Annotated in this window: 24 protein-coding genes and 2 rRNA genes; 1 reads left to right on the forward strand and 25 read right to left on the reverse strand. The window is 46.8% G+C overall.

Going from position 1 to position 22776, the window contains the following annotated elements; genetic code table 11:
• Positions 1-47 precede the first annotated feature (47 nt).
• From rplA to PAEAM_RS18415, 15 genes are all read right to left on the reverse strand, one after another.
• The gene (rplA, locus tag PAEAM_RS18345; protein ID WP_017692063.1) at positions 48-740 is read right to left on the reverse strand and encodes a 50S ribosomal protein L1; all 693 of its coding nucleotides are present in this window, start codon (positions 738-740) and stop codon (positions 48-50) included.
• A 94-nt stretch (positions 741-834) separates the two neighbouring features.
• Positions 835-1260, reverse strand: a complete 426-nt coding sequence (gene rplK / locus PAEAM_RS18350) for a 50S ribosomal protein L11 (protein WP_017692062.1) — start codon at positions 1258-1260, stop codon at positions 835-837.
• Between the two features lie 68 nt (positions 1261-1328).
• Complete coding sequence (gene nusG, locus PAEAM_RS18355; protein ID WP_036607165.1) at positions 1329-1862, reverse strand: transcription termination/antitermination protein NusG; 534 nt, start codon at positions 1860-1862, stop codon at positions 1329-1331.
• Between the two features lie 21 nt (positions 1863-1883).
• The gene (gene secE / locus PAEAM_RS18360; protein ID WP_017692060.1) at positions 1884-2075 is read right to left on the reverse strand and encodes a preprotein translocase subunit SecE; all 192 of its coding nucleotides are present in this window, start codon (positions 2073-2075) and stop codon (positions 1884-1886) included.
• A gap of 17 nt (positions 2076-2092) precedes the next feature.
• Positions 2093-2242, reverse strand: coding sequence for a 50S ribosomal protein L33 (gene rpmG / locus PAEAM_RS18365; RefSeq protein ID WP_072735843.1), 150 nt, complete (start codon positions 2240-2242; stop codon positions 2093-2095).
• Positions 2243-2546: 304 nt separating this feature from the next.
• Positions 2547-3191: an RNA polymerase sporulation sigma factor SigH gene (gene sigH / locus PAEAM_RS18370; protein WP_017692059.1), complete on the reverse strand. Its 645-nt coding sequence runs from the start codon at positions 3189-3191 to the stop codon at positions 2547-2549.
• A 171-nt stretch (positions 3192-3362) separates the two neighbouring features.
• The gene (locus PAEAM_RS18375; RefSeq protein WP_036607162.1) at positions 3363-3884 is read right to left on the reverse strand and encodes an NYN domain-containing protein; all 522 of its coding nucleotides are present in this window, start codon (positions 3882-3884) and stop codon (positions 3363-3365) included.
• 5 nt (positions 3885-3889) lie between these two features.
• Positions 3890-4636 carry a 23S rRNA (guanosine(2251)-2'-O)-methyltransferase RlmB gene (rlmB, locus tag PAEAM_RS18380; protein WP_017692057.1) on the reverse strand — a complete coding sequence of 249 codons (747 nt, stop codon included), beginning with the start codon at positions 4634-4636 and terminating at the stop codon, positions 3890-3892.
• Between the two features lie 43 nt (positions 4637-4679).
• The gene (locus PAEAM_RS18385; RefSeq protein WP_100528520.1) at positions 4680-5159 is read right to left on the reverse strand and encodes a Mini-ribonuclease 3; all 480 of its coding nucleotides are present in this window, start codon (positions 5157-5159) and stop codon (positions 4680-4682) included.
• Positions 5156-6556, reverse strand: coding sequence for a cysteine--tRNA ligase (gene cysS, locus PAEAM_RS18390; RefSeq protein ID WP_017692055.1), 1401 nt, complete (start codon positions 6554-6556; stop codon positions 5156-5158). The genes PAEAM_RS18385 and cysS overlap by 4 nt, the downstream gene beginning before the upstream one ends.
• 42 nt (positions 6557-6598) lie before the next feature.
• Positions 6599-7258, reverse strand: coding sequence for a serine O-acetyltransferase (gene cysE, locus PAEAM_RS18395; protein WP_036607155.1), 660 nt, complete (start codon positions 7256-7258; stop codon positions 6599-6601).
• Positions 7259-7796: 538 nt separating this feature from the next.
• Entirely contained in the window at positions 7797-9254 is a 1458-nt protein-coding gene (gltX, locus tag PAEAM_RS18400; RefSeq protein WP_036607153.1) for a glutamate--tRNA ligase, read from the reverse strand.
• Between the two features lie 33 nt (positions 9255-9287).
• Complete coding sequence (gene ispF, locus PAEAM_RS18405) at positions 9288-9764, reverse strand: 2-C-methyl-D-erythritol 2,4-cyclodiphosphate synthase (protein WP_017692052.1); 477 nt, start codon at positions 9762-9764, stop codon at positions 9288-9290.
• Positions 9761-10456, reverse strand: coding sequence for a 2-C-methyl-D-erythritol 4-phosphate cytidylyltransferase (ispD, locus tag PAEAM_RS18410; protein ID WP_076320294.1), 696 nt, complete (start codon positions 10454-10456; stop codon positions 9761-9763). The genes ispF and ispD overlap by 4 nt, the downstream gene beginning before the upstream one ends.
• Before the next feature lie 82 nt (positions 10457-10538).
• Entirely contained in the window at positions 10539-11624 is a 1086-nt protein-coding gene (locus PAEAM_RS18415; RefSeq protein WP_100528521.1) for a PIN/TRAM domain-containing protein, read from the reverse strand.
• Positions 11625-11797: 173 nt separating this feature from the next.
• On the opposite strand from PAEAM_RS18415, the gene PAEAM_RS18420 reads away from it, so the two are divergent.
• Complete coding sequence (locus PAEAM_RS18420; RefSeq protein WP_017692049.1) at positions 11798-12193, forward strand: nucleoside triphosphate pyrophosphohydrolase family protein; 396 nt, start codon at positions 11798-11800, stop codon at positions 12191-12193.
• 126 nt (positions 12194-12319) lie between these two features.
• Here PAEAM_RS18420 and pssA read toward each other — a convergent pair whose 3' ends face one another.
• From pssA to PAEAM_RS18470, 10 genes are all read right to left on the reverse strand, one after another.
• Complete coding sequence (gene pssA, locus PAEAM_RS18425; RefSeq protein WP_017692048.1) at positions 12320-13051, reverse strand: CDP-diacylglycerol--serine O-phosphatidyltransferase; 732 nt, start codon at positions 13049-13051, stop codon at positions 12320-12322.
• 45 nt (positions 13052-13096) lie between these two features.
• Positions 13097-14173, reverse strand: coding sequence for a DNA integrity scanning diadenylate cyclase DisA (gene disA / locus PAEAM_RS18430; RefSeq protein WP_036607144.1), 1077 nt, complete (start codon positions 14171-14173; stop codon positions 13097-13099).
• A 13-nt stretch (positions 14174-14186) separates the two neighbouring features.
• Positions 14187-15554: a DNA repair protein RadA gene (gene radA / locus PAEAM_RS18435; protein WP_036671578.1), complete on the reverse strand. Its 1368-nt coding sequence runs from the start codon at positions 15552-15554 to the stop codon at positions 14187-14189.
• 272 nt (positions 15555-15826) lie between these two features.
• On the reverse strand, positions 15827-18289 hold the full coding sequence (locus tag PAEAM_RS18440; RefSeq protein ID WP_036607223.1) for an ATP-dependent Clp protease ATP-binding subunit: 2463 nt from the start codon (positions 18287-18289) through the stop codon (positions 15827-15829).
• A 185-nt stretch (positions 18290-18474) separates the two neighbouring features.
• Entirely contained in the window at positions 18475-19545 is a 1071-nt protein-coding gene (gene mcsB, locus PAEAM_RS18445; RefSeq protein ID WP_036607140.1) for a protein-arginine kinase McsB, read from the reverse strand.
• 28 nt (positions 19546-19573) lie between these two features.
• Positions 19574-20098 (reverse strand): protein-arginine kinase activator protein McsA, encoded by a 525-nt coding sequence (gene mcsA / locus PAEAM_RS18450; RefSeq protein WP_036607138.1) that lies wholly within the window; start codon positions 20096-20098, stop codon positions 19574-19576.
• 31 nt (positions 20099-20129) lie between these two features.
• Entirely contained in the window at positions 20130-20591 is a 462-nt protein-coding gene (locus PAEAM_RS18455) for a CtsR family transcriptional regulator (protein WP_036671579.1), read from the reverse strand.
• 461 nt (positions 20592-21052) lie between these two features.
• Positions 21053-22228: a GNAT family N-acetyltransferase gene (locus PAEAM_RS18460; RefSeq protein ID WP_100528522.1), complete on the reverse strand. Its 1176-nt coding sequence runs from the start codon at positions 22226-22228 to the stop codon at positions 21053-21055.
• A gap of 179 nt (positions 22229-22407) precedes the next feature.
• A 5S ribosomal RNA gene (gene rrf / locus PAEAM_RS18465) occupies positions 22408-22524 on the reverse strand.
• A 79-nt stretch (positions 22525-22603) separates the two neighbouring features.
• A 23S ribosomal RNA gene (locus PAEAM_RS18470) occupies positions 22604-22776 on the reverse strand; the annotation flags it as partial.

The following is a 22776-nucleotide window of genomic DNA, read 5'->3' on the forward strand; positions in this document are numbered from 1 at the left end:
ACAACTTTTATATCTTATCAAAAACAGGACAAGCCTGTCAAGAGATATTATCTAAAAGCTGCTGCGTTCACGCGTGCGCCAGGGCCCATCGTGGAAGAAAGACTAACATTCTTCAGATAAACACCTTTTGCTGCCGCTGGTTTAGCACGATTCAGAGCTTCCATGAGAGCTTTGAAGTTCTCATTAAGTTGCTCAGAAGAGAAAGAAGCTTTACCAATCGGTGCATGAATTTGACCTGCACGATCCAGACGATATTCGATTTTACCGGCTTTAATTTCTTGAACAGCCTTAGTTACATCGAAAGTTACCGTTCCGGCTTTAGGGTTAGGCATCAGACCTTTACCGCCGAGCAGTCGGCCCAATTTACCTACTTCACTCATCATATCTGGTGTCGCTACGCAGACGTCGAATTCGAACCAGCCTTGTTGGATTTTGTTGATCATGTCTGCATCACCAACATAGTCCGCGCCAGCCGCTTCCGCTTCTTTCGCTTTGTCACCTTTTGCAAATACCAATACGCGTTGTGTTTTACCTGTGCCGTGTGGCAAGACAACAACACCACGTACAGCCTGGTCTTGCTTACGAGGGTCTACACCCAAACGAACTGCTGCTTCGATTGTTTCATCGAATTTTGCAGTAGCTGCCTTTTTCACAAGCTCTACAGCTTCTGAAGGCTCGTAAGTTGCTTCGCTGTCAATCAGCTTAGCAGCTTCCAGGTATTTTTTACCGTGTTTAGCCATGTTTTATTCCTCCTTTGTGGTGTTAGCGGATATACCTCCCACATCAACCGGTCGCGAATCGACCGGTTTTACGAAGCCATGTTTCTTATGAAAATTAGTCTTCGATGGTGATACCCATGCTGCGGGCAGTACCTTCGACCATACGCATAGCGGACTCAACGTCTGCTGCATTCAGGTCAGGCATTTTTGTTTCTGCGATTTGACGTACCGCATCACGTTTAACAGTAGCAACTTTTTTCTTGTTCGGTTCGCCGGATCCTTTTTCAACTTTAGCTGCCACTTTCAACAGAACTGCTGCTGGTGGAGTTTTAGTGATGAAAGTAAAGGAACGGTCCTCGAATACAGAAATTTCAACTGGAATAATCAATCCCGCTTGATCAGCTGTACGAGCGTTGAATTCTTTACAGAATGCCATGATGTTGACACCTGCTTGACCCAAAGCTGGACCGACTGGTGGTGCTGGGTTTGCTTTACCTGCTGGAATCTGCAGTTTTACCATTTTAATAACTTTTTTCGCCATGATTGACACCTCCTTGCAAAATAGTGGTTAACGGGTTTTTCAACCCTCCCACAAGAAACTTGAAGAAACTATATCTTCTCCACTTGCGTGTATTCCAACTCAAGCGGTGTTTCCCGTCCAAACATGTTCACGTGCACTTTCAACTTGCTTTTCTCTACCAAAATTTCTTCCACGGAGCCTACGAAATTCGCAAAAGGACCGACTTTAATACGCACGGATTCCTTAATATCGAACTCAATTTTCGGCTTAGGCTCAACCATTCCCATGTGCTTCAGAATTTGTTCCACTTCTTCAGGCAACAATGCAGTTGGTTTGGACCCAGAACCTGTCGAACCGACAAATCCTGTAACCCCTGGTGTGTTGCGAACAACATACCAAGAATCATCCGTCTGTACCATTTCCACCAAGACATAACCGGGGTAAACTTTACGCATAACGGTTTTTTTCTTACCGTCCTTGTTTACCACTTCTTCTTCCATAGGAACAAGAACGCGGAATATCTTGTCTTCCATGCCCATAGACTCTACGCGTTTTTCCAAATTGGCTTTGACCTTGTTCTCATACCCTGAATAGGTATGAACGACGTACCATCTTTTTTCCATATCAAGCCACCGGAACCCTTCTTAAATAATCGCTTCGATCACAAAGGAGATGCCAATGTCAATGACCCAAAAAAACAGCGTCATAACCACAACAGTACCAAGTACGATCAATGTGTAGTTGGTCAGCTCTTTACGATTAGGCCAGCGAACTTTTTTAAGTTCAGCCCAGCTTTCTGAGAAAAAGGAAATCAGAGATTTGAAACTTCGTTTCACGCCGACACCTCCAAAAACTATCTGGTTTCGCGATGAGAAGTCTGCTCGTTACAAAACTTGCAAAATTTCTTCATCTCCATGCGGTCGGGGTGATTACGCTTGTTTTTTGTCGTAGTGTAATTTCTTTGTTTGCAGTTAGTACAAGCCAAAGTAATAATTACCCGCATGATGTACACCTCCCGAAGACTTCCACATTCAAGCAGAGTCTCTAAATTGATCCTGAAAAAAAGCCATAAATTTAGGCCTACCTAAAACACTTTATCACAAGGGTATAACCATGTCAATGAAAGAATAGTCTTTCATTCATTGGGTATTACTTCCGTACAACGTACATTCGTTTCTCATCTCTGTTTTTCTCTTCTCCTGCTTGGACCGAGCGATTACTAGTATAAACATTCTTAGATTTTATAAACTTGAGACACTAAAAAAAGACTCAAACACCGAGCCTTTTCCGTCAACGACAACATGTGTTTAATTATCTCGAACTTCCAGGTACTTTTCAAGTTTGCGCTTGACGCGCTGAAGTGCATTATCAATGGACTTCACATGTCTGTCCAAATCTACTGCAATCTCTTGATAAGATCTCCCGTCCAGATACAACATCAATACTTTACGTTCCAGATCACTCAGAATCTCGGACATTTTATCTTCCAGGCCCACAAACTCTTCCTGATTGATGATAAGTTCTTCCGGATCACTGACTTGGGTTCCACAAATCACATCGAGTAACGTACGATCAGACTCTTCGTCATAAATAGGCTTGTCCAGAGATACATAAGAATTAAGCGGAATATGCTTCTGACGTGTTGCTGTCTTAATCGCCGTGATGATCTGTCTTGTAATACACAGTTCGGCAAAAGCCTTGAACGAAGCCAGCTTGTCCCCTTTGAAATCTCGAATGGATTTGTAGAGGCCAATCATTCCTTCTTGAATAATATCTTCCCGGTCTGCCCCAATCAGAAAATAAGATCTTGCCTTGGCGCGTACAAAGTTACGATATTTGTTAATTAGAAACTCTAACGCTTCGCTTTCGCCTTCACGGAAAGCTTCGACAATGTCTTCGTCACTTTGGTAATCATACTTAGATAACATGATATCTTTGAGGTCGACACTCACAGACAATCCCTCCGGCTGCAACGCAAGGTACCCCGTTACTCTACTCTATGAAATATAGGATCAGTATATATGATGCTACCTCACACCGTCAACCACGCTCTGCCTAAAAAAGAACATCAATAACATAAATGTCAAGAGTTTCAATATTCTAAATTTTGTAAAAACGTGCTGTTATTCCCGGCGCCATCGCTCAAACTCTTTTAATACATCGGGACTTAACTTACCCCCGAGTGTGTTACGCGTGGTCTTCGCCTGATCTTCTTCCAGTCGTTTTTTTAATTCTTTTTCGTTCTGCTCAACTTCAATTAGTAACTCCCTTGCAGATACGCGTAGCGCTCCCTGTCCAAAAATAACATGTTGCTCTACCATATCGCTCGTAGCCACATAGATTTGGCGTCTTCGCATGCTTAGTTCCCGAACGAGTCTTTCAATGCATTCGTCTGCCGTCTCTTTTTCCTTTGTAAAATAGATCTGCACTTTGCTCTGAGTAAAGGATTTACCGAGTCCAGGCACGAGGTAGGCGTCAAACACAACAATGACTCGACGGCCGGAGAAAGCCTGGTAGTCTGCAAGACGAAAGAGAAGCCTGTTACGTGCCTCTTCGAGCCCACTTTCCGCCAGTTTGGTTAATTCCGGCCAGTCGCCAATCATGTTGTACCCGTCTACAAGAAGCACATCACGGGAATCAGCCATACCTTCTATTCCTGCGCTTGACGCGAGCGGAGCACTTCGTACATGACAACCCCCGCTGCCACGGAAGCATTCAGGGAATTAATCTGACCTTGCATTGGTAGTTTGATCAGCACATCGCATTTCTCACGAATAAGTCGTCCCATTCCCTTGTTCTCATTTCCGATTACCAATGCCACAGGGCCAGTAAAGACCCCATTACCAAAGACACCTTCATGAGCCGTGACATCTGTCCCTACAACCCATACACCTTCCTCTTTGAGGCGATCGATGGTCTGACCAAGATTACTTACCCGAGCCACTGGCACGTACTCCACAGCGCCTGCTGATGTTTTGGATACTGTCACGGTTACCGCTGCCGAGCGACGTTTCGGTACAATGACGCCATGCGCACCCGTGCAATCTGCTGTCCGCAAAATAGACCCCAGGTTATGAGGATCTTCAATCTCATCCAGCAGAATCAGGAAAGGATGCTCATTCTTCGCTTTTGCTGCGGCAAGAATGTCTTCCACCTCCACATAAGCGTAAGGTGCTGCTTGAGCAACTACCCCCTGATGCTGAATGCCTGGTACCGTTTGATCCAGCTTACGCTTGTCCACGTGTTGAATGACAATACCTAGTTTTTTAGCTTCCGAGATAATAGGTTGAGTCAGATGTTTCTGTGCTGTATCGGCAATCCATATTTTATTAATGGTCCGGCCTGAACGCAGCGCCTCCGTCACGGAGTGTTTACCGGCGATCCATTCTTCTTCCATCGTTGTTCGATCCTCTCTGTAATGCGTTGTTTTGTTGAAATTTCTATTTTTTTGTCGGTGATGGCGATTGTTGTTCCGCGTGCTCAATGCCAAGCCCGATCAGTTCAATCATGCGATCATGATGACCACTGCTGTAGAGGTAACCAATGAGACATTCAAAAGCTGTGGCATGTCTGTATTCCAACACATCTGCATTTTTGGGTACACTACCCGACTTGGCATTCCGCCCTTGCCGGACGATATCACGTTCTTCCTCTGTCAGTTCAGCCTCAATCGTTGTAAGTATGCGGCTCTGTGCCTTCGCTGATACCAACCCGGTTGCACTACGGTGCAAATGATTGGGACGCATGTTGGCCTTCGACAGCAGATATTGACGAACAGCTACCTCATATACCGCATCACCAATATAGGCCAGTGCAATAGGTGGAATCAACCTCGCAGGTCTGGAAGGAGGATATGGGAACCACCCTCCCTCTGTGACCTGCTCCTGTTGTTTTGGTGTAGTTGGATGTCCTTCGCTCATTTGCGCCGCCATCTCATGCCCTGCGCCGTATCTTCAAGCAGAATACCACGTGCAGACAATTCATCGCGAATTTCATCCGCTCTTGCCCAGTTTTTGGACTTGCGCGCTTCTACACGTTCTTCAATCAGACGTTCTACTTCCTCATCCAGAAGTTCTGGCTCTGCGTCAGTATAGATGCGCAGCACAGCATTCAATTCACTGAACAATTCGAGGAGTGCACGAATGTCTGCCGCATTAACTACTTCTTGCTGCAACAGTTGGTTGGCTTCCCCTGCCCACTCAAACATCGCAGTAATTGCATCAGGAGTATTGAAATCATCTTGCATCTTCTCGTGATACTGCTGACGAATTTGGTCGAGTCTTGCCGCAAACTCTGCTGTGATATCCTGATCAACAGTTACTGCATTCAGACGATGGTTCAGGTTACCTACCGCATTTGCAATCCGGTCCACACTGTTCTGTGCCTGCTCCATCGTATCATCCGTGAAGTTCAATGGGTTGCGATAGTGGGTCGACAACATGAAATAACGAATCGCTTCGCGTTTATATTGATTCCGCAAGTCTTTAACCAGAACACCATTACCGAGTGATTTCGACATCTTCTCGTTATCAATCCGGATGAATCCATTATGCATCCAGTAGTTCGCAAGTGGTTTACCTGTTAATACTTCGGATTGGGCGCATTCGCACTCATGGTGCGGGAACTGCAAATCCTGTCCACCCCCGTGAATGTCCAATGTATCCCCAAGGTACTCCCTAGCCATGGCGGAGCACTCAATATGCCAGCCTGGTCGACCATCGCCCCAAGGACTGGACCAATAGATCTCACCTGGTTTGGCAGCCTTCCAGAGCACAAAATCTTCGGGATGCTCTTTGCGCTCGTCCACACCCACACGGATTCCAAATTGCAGCTCCTGCAGGTTTTGTTTCGAAAGTTTGCCATATTCGCTGAATTTGCCTGTGCGATAATAGACGTCACCGCCATTTTCATACGCAAATCCTTTTTCAACCAGCTCACGGATAAAATCAATGATCAGCGGCATGTTTTCCGTTACTCTCGGATTGCTGCTTGCCTTGGGAATACCCAATCCCTCAATGTCTTCATAATAGGCAGCAATAAATTTCTCAGCCACGTGAGGAACGTCTGTTCCAAGTTGTTCTGCTTTGCGAATCAACTTATCGTCCACATCCGTGAAGTTCACCACATAGTTCACATCATGTCCTGTCTGTTCCAGGTATCCACGAACCGTGTCGAAAAAGATAACCGGGCGTGCATTCCCGATATGAATGTAGTCATATACCGTTGGTCCGCAGACATACATTTTCACTTTCCCTGGCTCTTGGGGAACAAATTTCTCTTTGGTACGACTCATCGTATTATAAATCTGAAGCGTCATGGTCACTTATCCTTTCATCCTATACTGCCTTTATTTATTGTATCACGTATCACGCACAGTCTCATTTTCACGGGCATTTTGCAGTGTACGTACTTCTTCCTGCAATCGTTCGAGTTCTTTTTGCATACCACGCAAGGAGTCAACGACTGGATCGGGCAATTGCTGACTGAGGCGATCTACCCGTCGGCCATCCTGTTTAACAATTCTACCCGGTATACCTACCACGGTACTATTGGAAGGGACCTCCTTAAGCACAACGGAGTTTGCACCAATGTTACACTGATCCCCCACGCTAAATGAACCCAGCACCTTGGCTCCGGATGAGATAACCACATTATTACCAATGGTCGGATGTCTCTTCCCTTTTTCTTTCCCTGTTCCGCCCAGGGTAACCCCCTGATAGATAACGACATCATCGCCAATCTCACATGTTTCTCCAATAACGACGCCCATTCCATGGTCAATAAACAACCGATTTCCGATCGTAGCTCCAGGATGTATCTCGATTCCTGTCATAAAACGGCTAACCTGCGAAATGAACCGGGCAACCGAGAACCATCTTCGCTTGTATAAAAAATGAGCGATCCGGTGTGCCCATATCGCATGCAGCCCTGAGTAGGTGAATACCACCTCAAACCAACCTCGGGCCGCCGGATCGTTTTCAAACACCGCCTGGATATCTGATCTGATCTTCTTGAACATGCTCGTTCCCCTCTTGTTCAGGTTCCCGTCCTCCGGCTTACCGGACGGCGCGTTCCTTGGTAGTGTACTGCACACTCGCCTAAACAAAAAAACGCCCCTGCAGCATTTAGCTGCAGAGGCGTTTATCGCGGTCCCACTCTGCTCGGTCCATTCTTAAATAGAATGAGCCCTCAAGCGGTTTGGTAACGGAAACCAATCGTCACAACCTATCCTAACGTTTTCCCATGTCATGATCGACAAAGGCGGGGCCGGATTCGGCTGTGCAGCTCACGGGCGCATTTCGACTGATGGACAGTGGATGGTTCACAGCCACCGCATCCAAAGAAATCTCTCTTTGCTACGGGACCATCCTCTCTGAATCTGTCCGGGTCAGTCTACTCCTCCCGATCTTTGCTGTTCTATTAGATAAATCATATCAATTATTCGTTGTGTTGTTATTATAGCGAAAAGGCCTCAGACTGACAACAGCCTCCTACGTAATCTATCCATCGTAGGACTGTGTTCAGATTCCAAATAAACGGAATGTCTTCGACTAAGATTATTTTACTTGTGCAAGCAAACGTTCGATCACCGTATCACGACCCAGAAGCACGATCGTTTGGTTCAAATCCCGTCCATGCGTCTGTCCAGTCAAGGCTACACGAATTGGCATAAAGAGCTGTTTGCCCTTAAAGCCGGTTTCTTTCTGTACTTCCTTGATCAATGCAGCCATTTTGCTTGGAGTAAACTCTTCGCTCGCCTGTACTTTATCCGCAAATGCCTTCAGTACAGTTGGCACCTGCTCCTCCGCAAGCACTGCTTCTCCTTCACTTTCAAGCTCCAGATTGGAACGGAAGAATACTTCCGACAATTCGACAATATCGGAGGCAGAATTCATCTGCTCTTGGTACAGGTGTACCAGCGTATAAGCCCATTCTTTTTGTTCAGCAGACAGCTCGGAAGAAATACGTCCAGCCTTTTGCAGATGCGGAATGGCCATTTCGGCAATACGTTCCGGGTCAGCATGTTTGATATAGTGGTTGTTCAAGTGAGCCAGCTTGTGGGTATCAAATACCGCAGGGCTCTTGGACAGACGTTTCGTATCAAAAATGGAGATCAGTTGCTCTTGCGAGAAGATCTCTTCTTCCCCTTCCGGTGACCAGCCGAGTAAGGAAATAAAGTTAAACATCGCTTCAGGCAAATAGCCGAGCTGGTCATACTGCTCAATAAACTGGATAACGGACTCATCCCGTTTACTCAGCTTCTTGTGATTTTCATTCACGATCAACGTCATATGACCGAATTGCGGTGGCTCCCAGCCAAGCGCTTCATAGATCATCAGTTGACGCGGCGTGTTCGAGATGTGATCTTCCCCACGCAGGACGTGGGAGATCTTCATCAAGTGATCATCCACAGCAACGGCATAGTTGTATGTGGGAATGCCATCTTTTTTCACAATGACGAAGTCGCCGGATTCCTTGCTGTTGAACGAGATTGTGCCTTTAACCATATCATCAAACGTATATGTGCGCTCTTCCGGCACACGGAAACGAATACTCGCTACGCGGCCTTCCGCTTCAAACGCACTAATTTGCTCTGGAGTCAGGTCACGGTGTTTGCCAGAATAACGCGGTGTTTCTCCACGTGCTGACTGTTCCTCGCGCTCTTGCTCCAATTCTTCTTCCGTGCAGAAGCAACGGTAAGCCAGACCTTTATCCAGCAATTCCTGCGTATATTTACGATAGAGGTCCAGACGTTCCGTTTGACGGTATGGTCCGTATTCTCCACCCACGTCAATACTTTCGTCCCACTCAATTCCGAGCCATTTCAGGTATTTCAGTTGGCTTTCTTCACCACCGGCAATATTCCGTTTCACGTCCGTATCTTCAATACGAATAATGAATTTACCGTTATTATGTTTGGCATATAAATAGTTAAACAACGCCGTACGGGCATTCCCGATATGCAGGTGTCCCGTTGGGCTCGGCGCGTAACGCACACGAATATCCGTGCTCATATGATCCCCTCCGTCACTAATTGATTGATGATATCACACACGTACAAGGCAAACAACGGATTGAGCGGCAATGCCCTCTCCCCGTCCCGGGAATCCCAGTTGCTCTGTTGTTGTTGCTTTCACGTTCACCTGTGTTACATCCGCTTCCAGTGCCTTGGCAATAACCTCAGCCATCTGTGGGATATAAGGAGCCATCTTTGGCTTCTGGGCAATAATCGTTGAATCGATATTCCCTAGCTTATACCCGCGATCCTTCACAAGCTGCCATACATGCTCCAGCAATTTCAGGCTGTCGGCATCTTTGAATTCCGGATCGGTATCCGGGAAGTGCTTGCCAATATCCCCAAGTGCCAGCGCACCCAAAATGGCATCACTAATCGCGTGCAACAGCACGTCTGCGTCCGAGTGACCCAGCAGTCCTTTTTCATAAGGAATCGTTACTCCGCCAATAATACACGGGCGTCCCTCTACCAGTTGATGTACATCAAATCCCTGTCCTACACGTATCATCGCTTCTTCTCTCCCCCCAGCAAAAACGCAGCATATTTCAAATCTTCCGGCGTTGTTAATTTGATATTGGTATAATTGCCTTCCACAACCTTGACCGACATTCCCTGACGTTCAGCCAGCATGGCATCATCTGTTCCCAGAAATCCGTCCTGCTCAGCTGATTCGTAGGCGGAGAGCAGGGAAGAAAGACGAAAAGCCTGCGGGGTTTGAATGCTCCACAGACTGCTGCGGTCTGGCGTCGCCGTAACGACTCCTTCCGCATTCACTTGTTTGATCGTATCCTTCACGGGAACCGCCAGTACAGCTGCTCCACCACCGGCTATGGCGGCCGCCATGCATCCCTTGATCTGCTCATGGTTCACAAAAGGACGTACCCCGTCGTGAACGAGAACCCAATCCGTCCCAAGTGCCTCAAGGCCTTTATGGACAGAATGTTGTCTCTCTTTCCCTCCGGGGATAACACGGACACGTGAATCCAGTTGGTATTCTTTTACCCAATCCTGGCAGCGTTCAACATCTGCGGTTCCTGTGACCAGCACCATCTCGCGGATCTCGTCCAGCACAGCAAATACCTCAAGCGTATGTATGAAAACGGGCTTGTCCTGCAGCAACAGAAACTGTTTGCTCTCGGTCGTCCCCATCCGGGTTCCGCGACCTGCTGCCACAATGACAACGCCCCACCCTTTATCCATGCCGCAATCCCTGCCTTGTCTGTCAGTTTATCGTCCAAAGATATACAATATCATTCAACGATACACTACCCATCATACCGCTTTATTGGGCTTTTTCCAACAGTTTCGGCTTGGCAAAAATCATTCGTCCCGCTGAAGTCTGCAACACACTGGTCACCAGCACTTCCATCATCATGCCGATATACTCGCGTCCGCCCTCCACAACGATCATTGTGCCATCATCCAGATAGGCTACACCTTGACCATGCTCCTTGCCATCCTTGATGATCTGCACCATGATCTCCTCACCTGGCAGAACAACTGGCTTAACCGCATTGGCGAGATCATTAATGTTCAACACAGATACACCCTGGAGTTCGCACACTTTGTTCAGGTTAAAGTCATTGGTGACCACTTTACCCTGAAGCACTTTAGCCAGTTTAACCAGTTTGCTGTCCACCTCGGAGATTTCCTCGAAATCCCCCTCGTAGATCAGGACTTTTACATCAAGTTCCTTCTGGATTTTGTTCAAAATGTCCAGTCCACGCCGTCCTCTGTTCCGCTTGAGCAGATCCGATGAATCAGCAATATGCTGTAACTCCTCCAGAACAAATTCCGGAATTACGATCGTGCCTTCAATAAATCCGGTTTTGCATATATCAGCGATACGCCCATCGATAATAACACTGGTATCCAGAATTTTATGTTCTTCCATCCGTCTATCCTCGTCCACCTCGGGATGACCCCATCGTCCAGACATCCAGAAGGCCCCCAGATCGTCTTTCTTCGCCATGGCAAGGGTATAACCGCAATAAGCACTAATCACCGTCAGCGCCACTTGCAGCACTTCTCCTGCCGTCCCCATCCATCCCACAACAGGGTAGAGCAACAAGGCCACGAGCAATCCTGCAACTGTACCTGCAGCACCTGCAGCCAATTCGTTCATAGGTACTTTTGCCAATGAGTCAATTCCACTATGCAGCCTATCTGCCATCAATGTTCCACCAATATTACATACAGCCATAAACATTACAGCTCCCAGCAGAGTCGATATACCAGCTCCCAGTAATCCTGCTGACTGAATCCACTCCGCCATCCATGGGACCGATTTTCCTGCCAGATGATATGCCGTGTAGCCGAACCATGCACCGCACAATCCTGTAAAAGTTAAAATGCCTTTTTTCCACATTAGTCCCTGCACCTCCTTCAATGTATCTTGATCTTTATATCCAGTATGATCCAATTCCTGAATTGCTAATCCCATCCGCAAGAACTTTTTGGAAATGTTGCAATCGTCAGTTGAAAGTAGGTAAATTATTGGCATATAATGAATTCAATTCATATCCCGAGGTGAGTGGCAAAATGAGTACGCTAAGTTTACAGGCTTTCCAGGATCAAGTTTCTGAACTGTTGTTGCGTCATCGCAGCCTGATTGATGTACTGTCCAAAACGGGACAAGCCGGAGCGTCTGTTAACCGTGCCGTGTCCAAAGCCATTACCGAATGCGGCTGCATCGAGCTGCACGCCACCAAGCAGAAATATGCCCCGGAGAGCGATATCGCTCAAACCAAGGGCCTGCTGGAAACGCATGTGGAAGGTGAGTTGTGTGAGAACTGCAGAGAGGTCATCAGCTCTGAACTAGGGCGGAACCTGTTCTACATGTCGGCTCTCTGCAACCTGCTGGACATTAACATGGAAGAGGTCGTAAATCACGAATCACAGAAGTGTTCAACGTTAGGGATGTTTAATCTGTCGTAAGAAGATATGTATGTCGTCCGTAAGGGTTTCTTTTACCGTAAATAGATCTGAATAAACAAAAAGCACGCATTCTCCAGTTCAGGAGAGTACGTGCTTTCTTTGTATAGTGTCTGTCCCCAAGGCGACTTAACGATCGGAAGGACGGGAAGATTTCTCATCCTTGCGCTTTTTCGCCCGACTACGCGAGGCCGCTGTTCGCACATTATGCTTCATTCCATACAAGGCGTATAACACCAGCGGAATAAAGATCAATTTGGATAACTGCTCTGGGAAAATAACGGCTACAGCTATGGCAAATAACACAACCCATGGTGCAATCCAGATTGCCTTGCGTGGCAAACCGACCTTTTTGAAATTGGGATATTTAAGCGAACTCACCATCAGATACGATAACAGCAACGTAGCAATCATCATGCTAACCGGGCCAATATCCTTATTGAACAAGGACAGTGTGGCCAGTACCCCGCCGGCTGCCGGTATCGGCAGACCTGTGAAGTACCCGGGAATTCCCGGACGAACATTAAATCGAGCAAGACGAATGGCTCCACAAATCGGAAAAGCCGCTGTTGCAATCCAGGCGAGGATCGGCATCGAATCTTGAAACGACACCATAAATATGATCAGGGCTGGTGCTGCACCAAAGGAAACCATGTCAGACAAGGAATCAAGTTCCTTACCGAATTCACTTTGAGCATTGAGTGCACGTGCCACTCGGCCATCCAGACCATCCAGCAGCATCGCTACAATGACCATAATGGCAGCCAAACTGTAATTTCCATCAATCGCAAGCAAAATTGCCATCATTCCAAGAAACAGATTACCCAGGGTAAAGAGATTCGGAATGAATCTGGTTAGCATCGTTGTTTCACCTCATCCATTTCAAGCCTTTATATAGGCAAACCCTTACATCTGTCTGTCGATAAACATTTGCTCCTGCAAACGTTTCAGGCCTTCCTTAATGGTCCGGGCACGAACTTCACCAATACCGTCCACTTCGTCCAGTTCTTCAATTGTAGCCATAATAACATGAGGCAATTGTTCGAATTGATCCACCAGATTATGGATAATGACATTGGGCAGGCGGGGGATCTTATTTAATACCCGGAATCCACGAGGGGCAACCGAATCCTCAGAAGTAGCCGCTGATGATGGATAGCCGAGAAGACGGACAATATGATGTGCATCCAGCAACTCATCGTCCGACAATCTTTTCAGTCCCACGATAATTTCACGGATTTTGTCATCACTGTCGTCACGGGCATAGTCTTTATACAATAACCAGGCTTCTTCTTCCGTTGTACCCACAAGTTCTTCCATTTGCATGGAAATGAGTCGTCCCTCATTCCCGAGTTCATGAATGTACCGTTGGATTTCCGTTTTGATCCGCATCACCATTTCGGTACGCTGAATCACATTAACCACTTCAGGAATCGTTACTAATTCCTCAAATTCCGAAGCACTCAGATTCGTAAGGGACTGTGTTAATACCGCTTTGTATTTCTCCAGGGTTTGGATCGCTTGATTCGCTTTGGTCAAAATAACCCCGATTTCCTTGAGGGAATAACGAAGTGTTCCCTGATACAAGGTAATGATATTCCGGCGCTGTGATATGGATACGACCAATTTACCCGTTTGCTTTGCTACACGCTCTGCCGTCCGGTGACGAATCCCCGTCTCTGATGAAGAGATCGAAGAGTCCGGGATTAACTGGGTATTGGCGTAAAGAATACGCTTCAAATCCTCGCTAAGAATAATGGCTCCATCCATCTTGGCGAGTTCATACAGATAGTTCGGGGAGAAATCACAGTTAATCGAGAATCCCCCATCCACCACTTCCATTACTTCAGGGCTGTATCCTACAACAAGCAGTGCGCCCGTCTTGGCGCGCAGCACATTTTCCAGACCTTCGCGGAAAGGTGTACCTGGTGCGATCAGCCTTAACAACTCATTCATATTATCCAGTTGGCTCATATCTTTCATCTTGTTATGCCCCCTAATCTAAAGCAACCGCTAGTGCATCTGCCACGGTATTCACACCGATCAGTTGTATCCCGCGAGGATGTTTCCAGCCCTTTAAGCTTTTTTCTGGTAAAATGACTCGTTTGAAGCCCAGCTTTGCGGCTTCCTTCACTCGTTGTTCGGCCCGTGATACGGCTCGAACCTCACCTGTCAGACCAATCTCGCCAAAGATAACGTCATCCGGCTTGGTCGGTACATCTCTCAAACTGGATGCAATGCTGACGGCAACCGCCAAATCTACAGCGGGCTCATCCAATCGTACTCCACCAGCCACGTTCAGATATGCATCCTGGGTCTGTAAGAACATCCCCATTCGTTTCTCCAACACTGCAATAATCAGATTTAATCGATGCAGATCTACCCCTGTTGCCATACGGCGGGGAGAAGGAAAATGGGTCGTCGAGATCAACGCCTGCAATTCCACAAGCAGAGGGCGTGTACCCTCCATACTGGCAACTACCGTTGAACCTGCTACCCCTAGTGGACGTTCCGACAAAAAGAGTTCGGACGGATTGCCCACTTCACGAAGTCCATCTTCGCCCATTTCAAAAATACCAATCTCATTGGTGGAACCAAAACGATTCTTCACCGCACGCAGTAAGCGATAAGTATGATGCCGTTCTCCTTCAAAATAAAGCACGCAATCCACCATATGTTCTAACATACGTGGACCGGCAATGGCACCTTCTTTGGTAACATGCCCCACAAGAACCGTTGCAATGCCTCTGCCTTTGGCAATCCGCATGAACCTTGACGTACATTCCCTTACCTGTGCTACACTACCCGGCGCACTGGTAACTTCGGGAAGATATACCGTCTGAATGGAGTCGATGACCAGAAAATGCGGCTGGATCTGATCCACCGCTTCCTCTACACGTTCCATATTGGTTTCACACAGTACATACAACTCGGCAGAGAGTGCCCCGAGACGGTCGGCCCGCAATTTGGTTTGCTTGACTGATTCCTCACCGGAAACATATAACACACGCAAACCCGAATGCGTCAAAGCATGGGACGTCTGCAACATCAACGTTGATTTACCAATACCCGGATCTCCGCCCACCAGAACGAGTGAACCCGGAACGATTCCGCCACCCAATACTCGGTTCAACTCTCCGATTCCAGTCTGTACACGCGGTTCCTGACCGCTATCTATATCTATGATAGGAAGCGGTTTATCTTTACTGTCAAACAGAGGAGAATTTCTCCCTTGTGTTTTGACCACCGTCTCTGTTTCTTCCACCATTGAATTCCATGACTGACAACCCGGACACTTACCGTACCACTTGGGGGCTTCATAGCCGCATTCCGTACATTGAAACTTGGTTTTAACTTTGGCCACTTCAGCACTCCTATAATTTAATTTTATAACAGCATTTTGCATTATTCGACGAATTTCACCCAAACTCCCTGACGTGCAGGGTTACTAAAAGTTTACCATTGTTTGAGATTTTTCGTAAAGGATTATCGCAAACTTTACACATGTTCCTGACATAATCATGTCCGTCTTCTGTCCAAAGTGCAAAAAATCCTCCCCGGCCGAAGCCGAGAAGGATTTGATTAAGGATTATGGATCAATACAAGCTGAAGTTTAACTCCAAAGCTTGCTAAATATTATTTAGTTTCGATTTCCTCATTGGACGGAACGACCACGTCTTTTTTCGTAACAGACAGTGCACCGTTCTCTTCGTCGATGAGCAATGAATCCCCTTTGGTTACGTTACCTGTGAGCAACTCTTCGGACAATTTGTCCTCGATATGCTTCTGGATCGCCCGACGAAGCGGACGCGCACCGTAAGCTGGATCAAAGCCTGACTTCGCAAGGAAAGACTTGGCATTATCAGTGAGTTCGAAATCGACCTCATGTTCGAGCAGTCGTTTACGAAGTTCTTCACTCATAAGCGTAACAATTTCAGCGATGTGTTTTTCTTCAAGTGAGTGGAACACTATAATTTCATCAATCCGGTTAAGGAACTCTGGACGGAAGCTTTTCTTCAGCTCATCCATCACTTTCCCCTTCATGTTGTCATAATCTGCTCCTGCATCTACAACTGCAGTGAAGCCCAGTGTAGAGTTACGTTTGATCGCTTCGGCACCCACGTTGGATGTTAGAATGATCAGCGTATTGCGGAAGTCAACGACGCGACCTTTGGAATCCGTCAGACGACCATCCTCAAGCACTTGTAACAAGATATTGAATACTTCTGGATGTGCTTTCTCGATTTCATCGAGCAGGACTACGGAATATGGTTTGCGACGAACTTTCTCTGTCAGCTGGCCACCTTCTTCGTACCCAACATATCCTGGAGGCGCTCCGACAAGTCGGGAAGTCGAGTGCTTCTCACCATACTCGGACATATCAATCCGGATTACTGCATTTTCATCGCCGAACATCGCTTCAGCCAGAGCACGAGCAAGTTCTGTTTTACCTACCCCTGTAGGGCCGAGGAAAATGAATGAACCCATCGGACGTTTTGGATCTTTAAGTCCCGCACGAGCACGACGAACCGCACGGCTGACAGACTTCACTGCCTCATCCTGACCGATGACACGTTCATGTAGAATAGACTCCAGATTCATCAGACGCTGTGTCTCTTCTTCTTTCAGTTGGTTCACAGGGATTCCTGTCCAGCTGGCTACCACTTGTGCGATATCCTCAGGAGTAACCTCGGAATCGGTGCGACCTTGTTTCTCTTTCCACTGGTTCTTCGTTACATCCAGCTCTTCACGGATTTTTTGTTCCGTATCACGCAGAGCTGCTGCTTTTTCGAACTCCTGACTTTGAACTGCAGCGTCTTTTTCCTTACGGATATCTTCCAGACGGCTTTCCAGTTGTTTCAGGTTTGGTGGGATCGTGTAAGAGTTCAATCTTACTTTGGAACCCGCTTCATCAATCAGGTCAATCGCTTTATCTGGCAGGAAACGGTCTGTAATGTAACGGTCAGACAGTTTAACGGCCTGCACAATTGCTTCGTCCGTAATTTTCACGCGGTGATGCGCCTCATAACGGTCACGCAAGCCGTGCAAGATTTGAATCGCTTCTTCTGGAGAAGGCTGATCTACAGTAATCGGTTGGAAACGACGCTCAAGCGCTGCATCCTTCTCGATGTATTTACGATATTCATCCAGTGTTGTCGCACCGATACATTGCAATTCTCCACGAGCCAGAGCCGGTTTCAAAATGTTAGAAGCATCGATGGCACCTTCAGCCCCGCCTGCGCCAATCAAGGTATGCAATTCGTCGATAAACAGGACAATGTTACCTGCTTGGCGAATCTCATCCATGATTTTTTTCAGACGATCTTCGAATTCACCACGATATTTGGTTCCAGCGACTACTGAACCCATATCCAGCGTCATTACACGTTTGTCGCGCAATGTTTCCGGAATCTCATTTGCAATGATTTTTTGTGCAAGGCCTTCAGCAATCGCTGTTTTACCTACACCTGGCTCACCGATCAATACCGGGTTGTTCTTCGTACGACGGCTGAGCACCTGGATGACACGTTCAATTTCTTTACTACGTCCAATGACTGGGTCCAGGTTGTTCTCTCTCGCATAAGCCGTGAGGTCACGTGCCAGACTGTCCAGCGTTGGTGTGCTTACATTGGCAGGTGTGCCATTATGGCTGGATACAGCTTCACTGCTACCAAGCAATTGCAACACTTGTTGACGTGCTTTGTTCAGACTAATTCCCAGGTTATTGAGCACACGTGCTGCAACACCCTCGCCTTCACGAATCAATCCGAGCAGGATATGCTCTGTGCCTACATAAGTGTGGCCCAATTTACGAGCTTCATCCATAGACAGTTCAATTACTTTTTTCGCACGTGGCGTATATGCAATGTTGGTAGGTTGCTCTTGGCCACGGCCAATTAGCGTTTCTACTTCATCCTGAATTTTTTCCAATCCGAGTCCCAGGCCGATCAGTGCTTTGGCTGCGATGCCTTCGCCTTCACGAATGAGGCCGAGCAAAATATGCTCAGTACCGATGTTATTATGACCGAGACGGACAGCTTCTTCCTGCGCGAGTGCGAGCACCTTTTGGGCCCGTTCCGTAAATCTTCCAAACATCATATCTCCTGCACCTCCATGGTTTTGGATAAAACGAGGGTCATATAATGAAATAACCGTCGTATTCTTCATATCATTTTTGTTTGCAGCCATGCTGCGAATAAAGTCATTCGGCATTTGTACATGCCTTATTATATAAAAGCCGCAATGCGGCATGAAACCATAATTCAATACAATATCAGGTTAAACTAGGACTGCTTCGCTGCATTGATCGTATCACGAATCAACTGAGCTCGGTAGATGTCACGCTCGTCTGTGCGCATATCTTCCCCGAATGTTTTCTGCAAAAATCCCGGCTGTGTCATCACATTCAACTCATTCATTACCGTGATGGACAGTCCATCCAACAATCCGAGATCCACGCCAAGGCGTACATCCGATAAGCGCTGTGCAGCTTCCTTGGAATCAACAATAGCTGCATGAGACAATATGCCGTAAGAACGCATGACCCGATCCGTAATCCGCAGTCTGGAGTCGGTAATTAACCGTTCTCTCGCTGTACGTTCATGACCAATCATCTGTAACACAACACCATGCAGGTTCTCAATGACTTCCTGTTCGGTCTGTCCCAATGTAATCTGGTTCGAGATCTGGAACAGGTTACCCATCGCCTCGCTACCTTCACCGTATATTCCTCTTACCGTCAATCCCACTTGGGAAACTGCGGTTAGAATACGGCCTATCTGTTGTGTCATCACCAAGGCAGGCAAGTGCATCATAACCGATGCTCTAACACCTGTACCTACATTAGTAGGACAGCTGGTTAAGTATCCTCTGCGATCATCAAAAGCATAATCCACATGCGCTTCAAAAGCATCATCTATTGCGGAAGCTTTCTCCCAGGCTTCTTTCACCTGGAACCCCGGATAGAGGCACTGGATACGAAGATGATCCTCTTCGTTAATCATAATACTGACTGACTCATCCTCACTGAGAATAACCGCACCATTCCTGGATTCATTCGCAAGACTTGGACTGATGAGATGTTTCTCCACCAGCACCCGTTTGTCGAGTTCGTCAATATCGATCAGATCCAACGTATGAAAATCCCCAAAGGCATGAACGTCATCGTATTGAAGTACTTCGCTCAGCTTATTCAGCACCTCTTCCGATTGCTCATTGGAAGCCAGCATCGGAAACGGAACATGCTGAAGGTTGCGTGCAATCCGGACACGGCTGCTAATGACAATTTCGGAATCAGCCGCATCACTGCGCATCCAGTCGCTGAGCGCCTTCTCTGTAAAGCGCAGATTAGGCATTACGCATCCCTCCTACTCATGACAAACTTTACTCCTGAGCTATTCCTTTTTCAAGTCCTCTGATCTGGTCACGGATCTGGGCCGCCTCTTCAAATTCCTCTTGTGCGATGCTCTCTTGGAGCTCACGCTTCAGATCAGCAATTTGCCGTTTCACCTTGATGCGACCACCAGCTCGTGCAGGCACTTTGCCTACATGGGACGTATTACCATGAACCCGCTTGAACAAAGGATCCAGACGACTGTCAAAATATTTATAACATGAACTGCAGCCGAACCGGCCTATCTTACTAAATTGTGCGTACGTCATACCACACTCTTCACATTGAAGAGCTTTTGCAGGTGGTGTTCCTGCCGATCCACTTTTGCCGGCTGGATCAAAATCAAGCAATCCGGACAACAAGTTGTGAATGGAAAACCCACCTGCTGTTCCAGGGATCATTTCCCCTTTTTCACGGGCACATGACTCACAAATATGGAATTCCGTCTTCTCTCCATTTACGATCTTCGTAAAATGAAGTGTCGCCGGACGTTTATTGCATTCTTGGCACAGCATATTGATGTACCTCCTTTGACCCCGATAGTTTTCATTTACCGAGCAAAGATATTAACATCGCCTTCAACATTCTGGCACGAATTTGATCCCGGTAAGGAAGTTTGACCAATATAACCTCTCTAGATACAGCAGCTCGCATCAACCCGGCTTCCCGCTTGTTCAAGAAGCGCGCTTCTTCCAATTGATAGATCAGACCTTCGGCAGCTGTCTGCCCGATCTCTTCACCAATACTATGGTGCAAATGATTATGCAGAGCTGATTGCGCCGGTAATTCAATGCGCTGTATGCGAACATAACCACCACCGCCGCGTTTACTCTCTACCAGGTATCCCTTCTCGAGTGTAAAACGTGTGCTGATGACATAATTGATCTGGGAAGGTACACATGAGAATTGATCTGCCAGATCATTACGCTGAATTTCAACCATTCCTTCGGGACTTTCATGCAAAATACTCTTCAGATATCGTTCGATAATATCAGAGATATTACGCATCCAATCATCCTCCACTGTCTGAAACGTTAAGTCAATAAGGACCCACACGCCCCCACAGAGTACACCTTCTCTACCCATTTAACCAATCAGGGAAACAGCGAATCTTGCTTCCACAGGTGTTAACAGGAGAGCGAAGGAAGCACGAAGGTCCTTTAATATTCCCTTGATCCTCCGATGAAATGAATCCCGTATATTGGCGATCATGCATCAGATTGTAGAAAGAAAGCTACTTAAGTATGAAACCTTTAGTTGACTTTGACTTTCTTTGACTTTATAACCATTATAGCATATTTTGTGGTTTTGCCAAGTGGGGTCACTATTCATTTTTTACGATTTTACACGAAATATTCCCCAGACACAAAAAAACCTCCCCAAAATTGCTGGAGAAGTCCATTTGTCTTTCAATCACGCCGTATTTCTATATAAGCTAATCGAGTTAAATGGAGCAGTGGGCATAGTCATCAGAAGAAATCGAGCAAATAGGTTTCCCGTTCAGGAATCGCTTGTTCCAAAGCCTTGATTGCTGTGTTCGGTCCGTGAATTCTTCCAATTCGTGCCATTTCTATTGGTCTGCGATATCCCATCAGGACCGCGGTAAGGGATTGAATATCCACCTTAATGATCTGATCATCAGTAATTGGCTCCGATGTTTTCCATATGGACGCTGTTCCGTTCATTGCTACGTTTAATTGCCATACCCCTTCATTCCATGGAGCGTGGGCATCCTCTACCTGAAGTACAATCTGCACCGGTGAGTCCTGGCTTGCAAATGGATACTGGGATATAAACTGCTCTACACTAACGATACGCGCCATAAAATAAGGTACAATCTCCTGCTGAATCCGTGGATTATCCAATTGGAAGGCAAGCGTATCACTGGCAGGCGCCTGCAACGTAACTTCCTGGATCATGGAATCATGGTTAGCAATGAAGGTCCACAGCCCTTGCCTAGCCTCTTCATTCAGATAGATGATCTCTTTAATGGTAAATTTATTTTCCTTAACCTCATATAAAAGATAGCCTTGTGCTGCATCAGCTTCATCGTAATATACAGCCTTCTGGCTAGTCCCATTAACAAGAACTGAATTTTCCCACCTTGCATCATCCCGAACCAGAGTTCCGTTATAACGCTCAGCATAAGCACTGTATACTTCCTTTAATATGCTGAGGCCCGGATCCCCACGCCGAATTGTTCCAGGTGTCGCTTTTTTCTGAGGCAAATGAGCTGTAGGTACTTTATAACGTTTAAATTCAACATACGTCTCCCATCCATACTTCCGATAGAAACCAAAAGAGAATGGATGCAAGAATGATATGCTCTGTTTGTTACGATTCATTTCTTCCAACGCATGCTTCAGCAGACCCGCTACCCAGCCTTTGCGTCTATACTCTGGCCAGGTGGCAACACCCGCAATACCGCCCATCTCGAACGATCTGCCATGAATATAGGTTTGAAAAGGAATGATGTGAAGTTTGGCTCCTAGCTGCCCGTCCTCATATACACCCCATATATCCTGTGACGAAAATTGACTGCGCCGTTTTTCTTTTTGTTCCTCGCTCATTACTACTTGAAAAGCATATTCGGAGAGTGCCATCGCTGGTTCAAAATCATCTACCGTCAATTTCTGAATTTCCATGTTGTCCTACACCCCATTCGCTAGAGTTATTATCAATCCAATTCATGGCCTGATATCTGATATATGTACCCCTTAGAGTGTGTCAGAGGATTCTTACAAAGTCAAATAAGAGATGCTTTCGCATCCCTTTAAATAAACAAATAAAAACCACCACCGAATAACATCGGCAGTGGTTCTTCGCTTGGCGGCGTCCTACTCTCCCAGGACCCTGCGGTCCAAGTACCATCGGCGCTAGAGGGCTTAACGGTCGTGTTCGGGATGGGTACGTGTGGAACCCCTCCGCCATCGCCACCAAACGCATAGCTTAGCTTACATTCAGAGATCGTTCTCTGAAAACTAGATTCGAAACGAAACATGCGAATTACAACTTGCTAATTGGATAAGCCCTCGACCGATTAGTACTGGTCAGCTCCATGCATTGCTGCACTTCCACCCCCAGCCTATCTACCTCGTCGTCTTCAAGGGGTCTTACATACTGGGAAATCTCATCTTGAGGGGGGCTTCACGCTTAGATGCTTTCAGCGTTTATCCCGTCCGTACATAGCTAC

The organism is Paenibacillus sp. GM1FR (assembly GCF_002803315.1).
Taxonomy (GTDB): Bacteria; Bacillota; Bacilli; order Paenibacillales; family Paenibacillaceae; genus Paenibacillus; species Paenibacillus amylolyticus.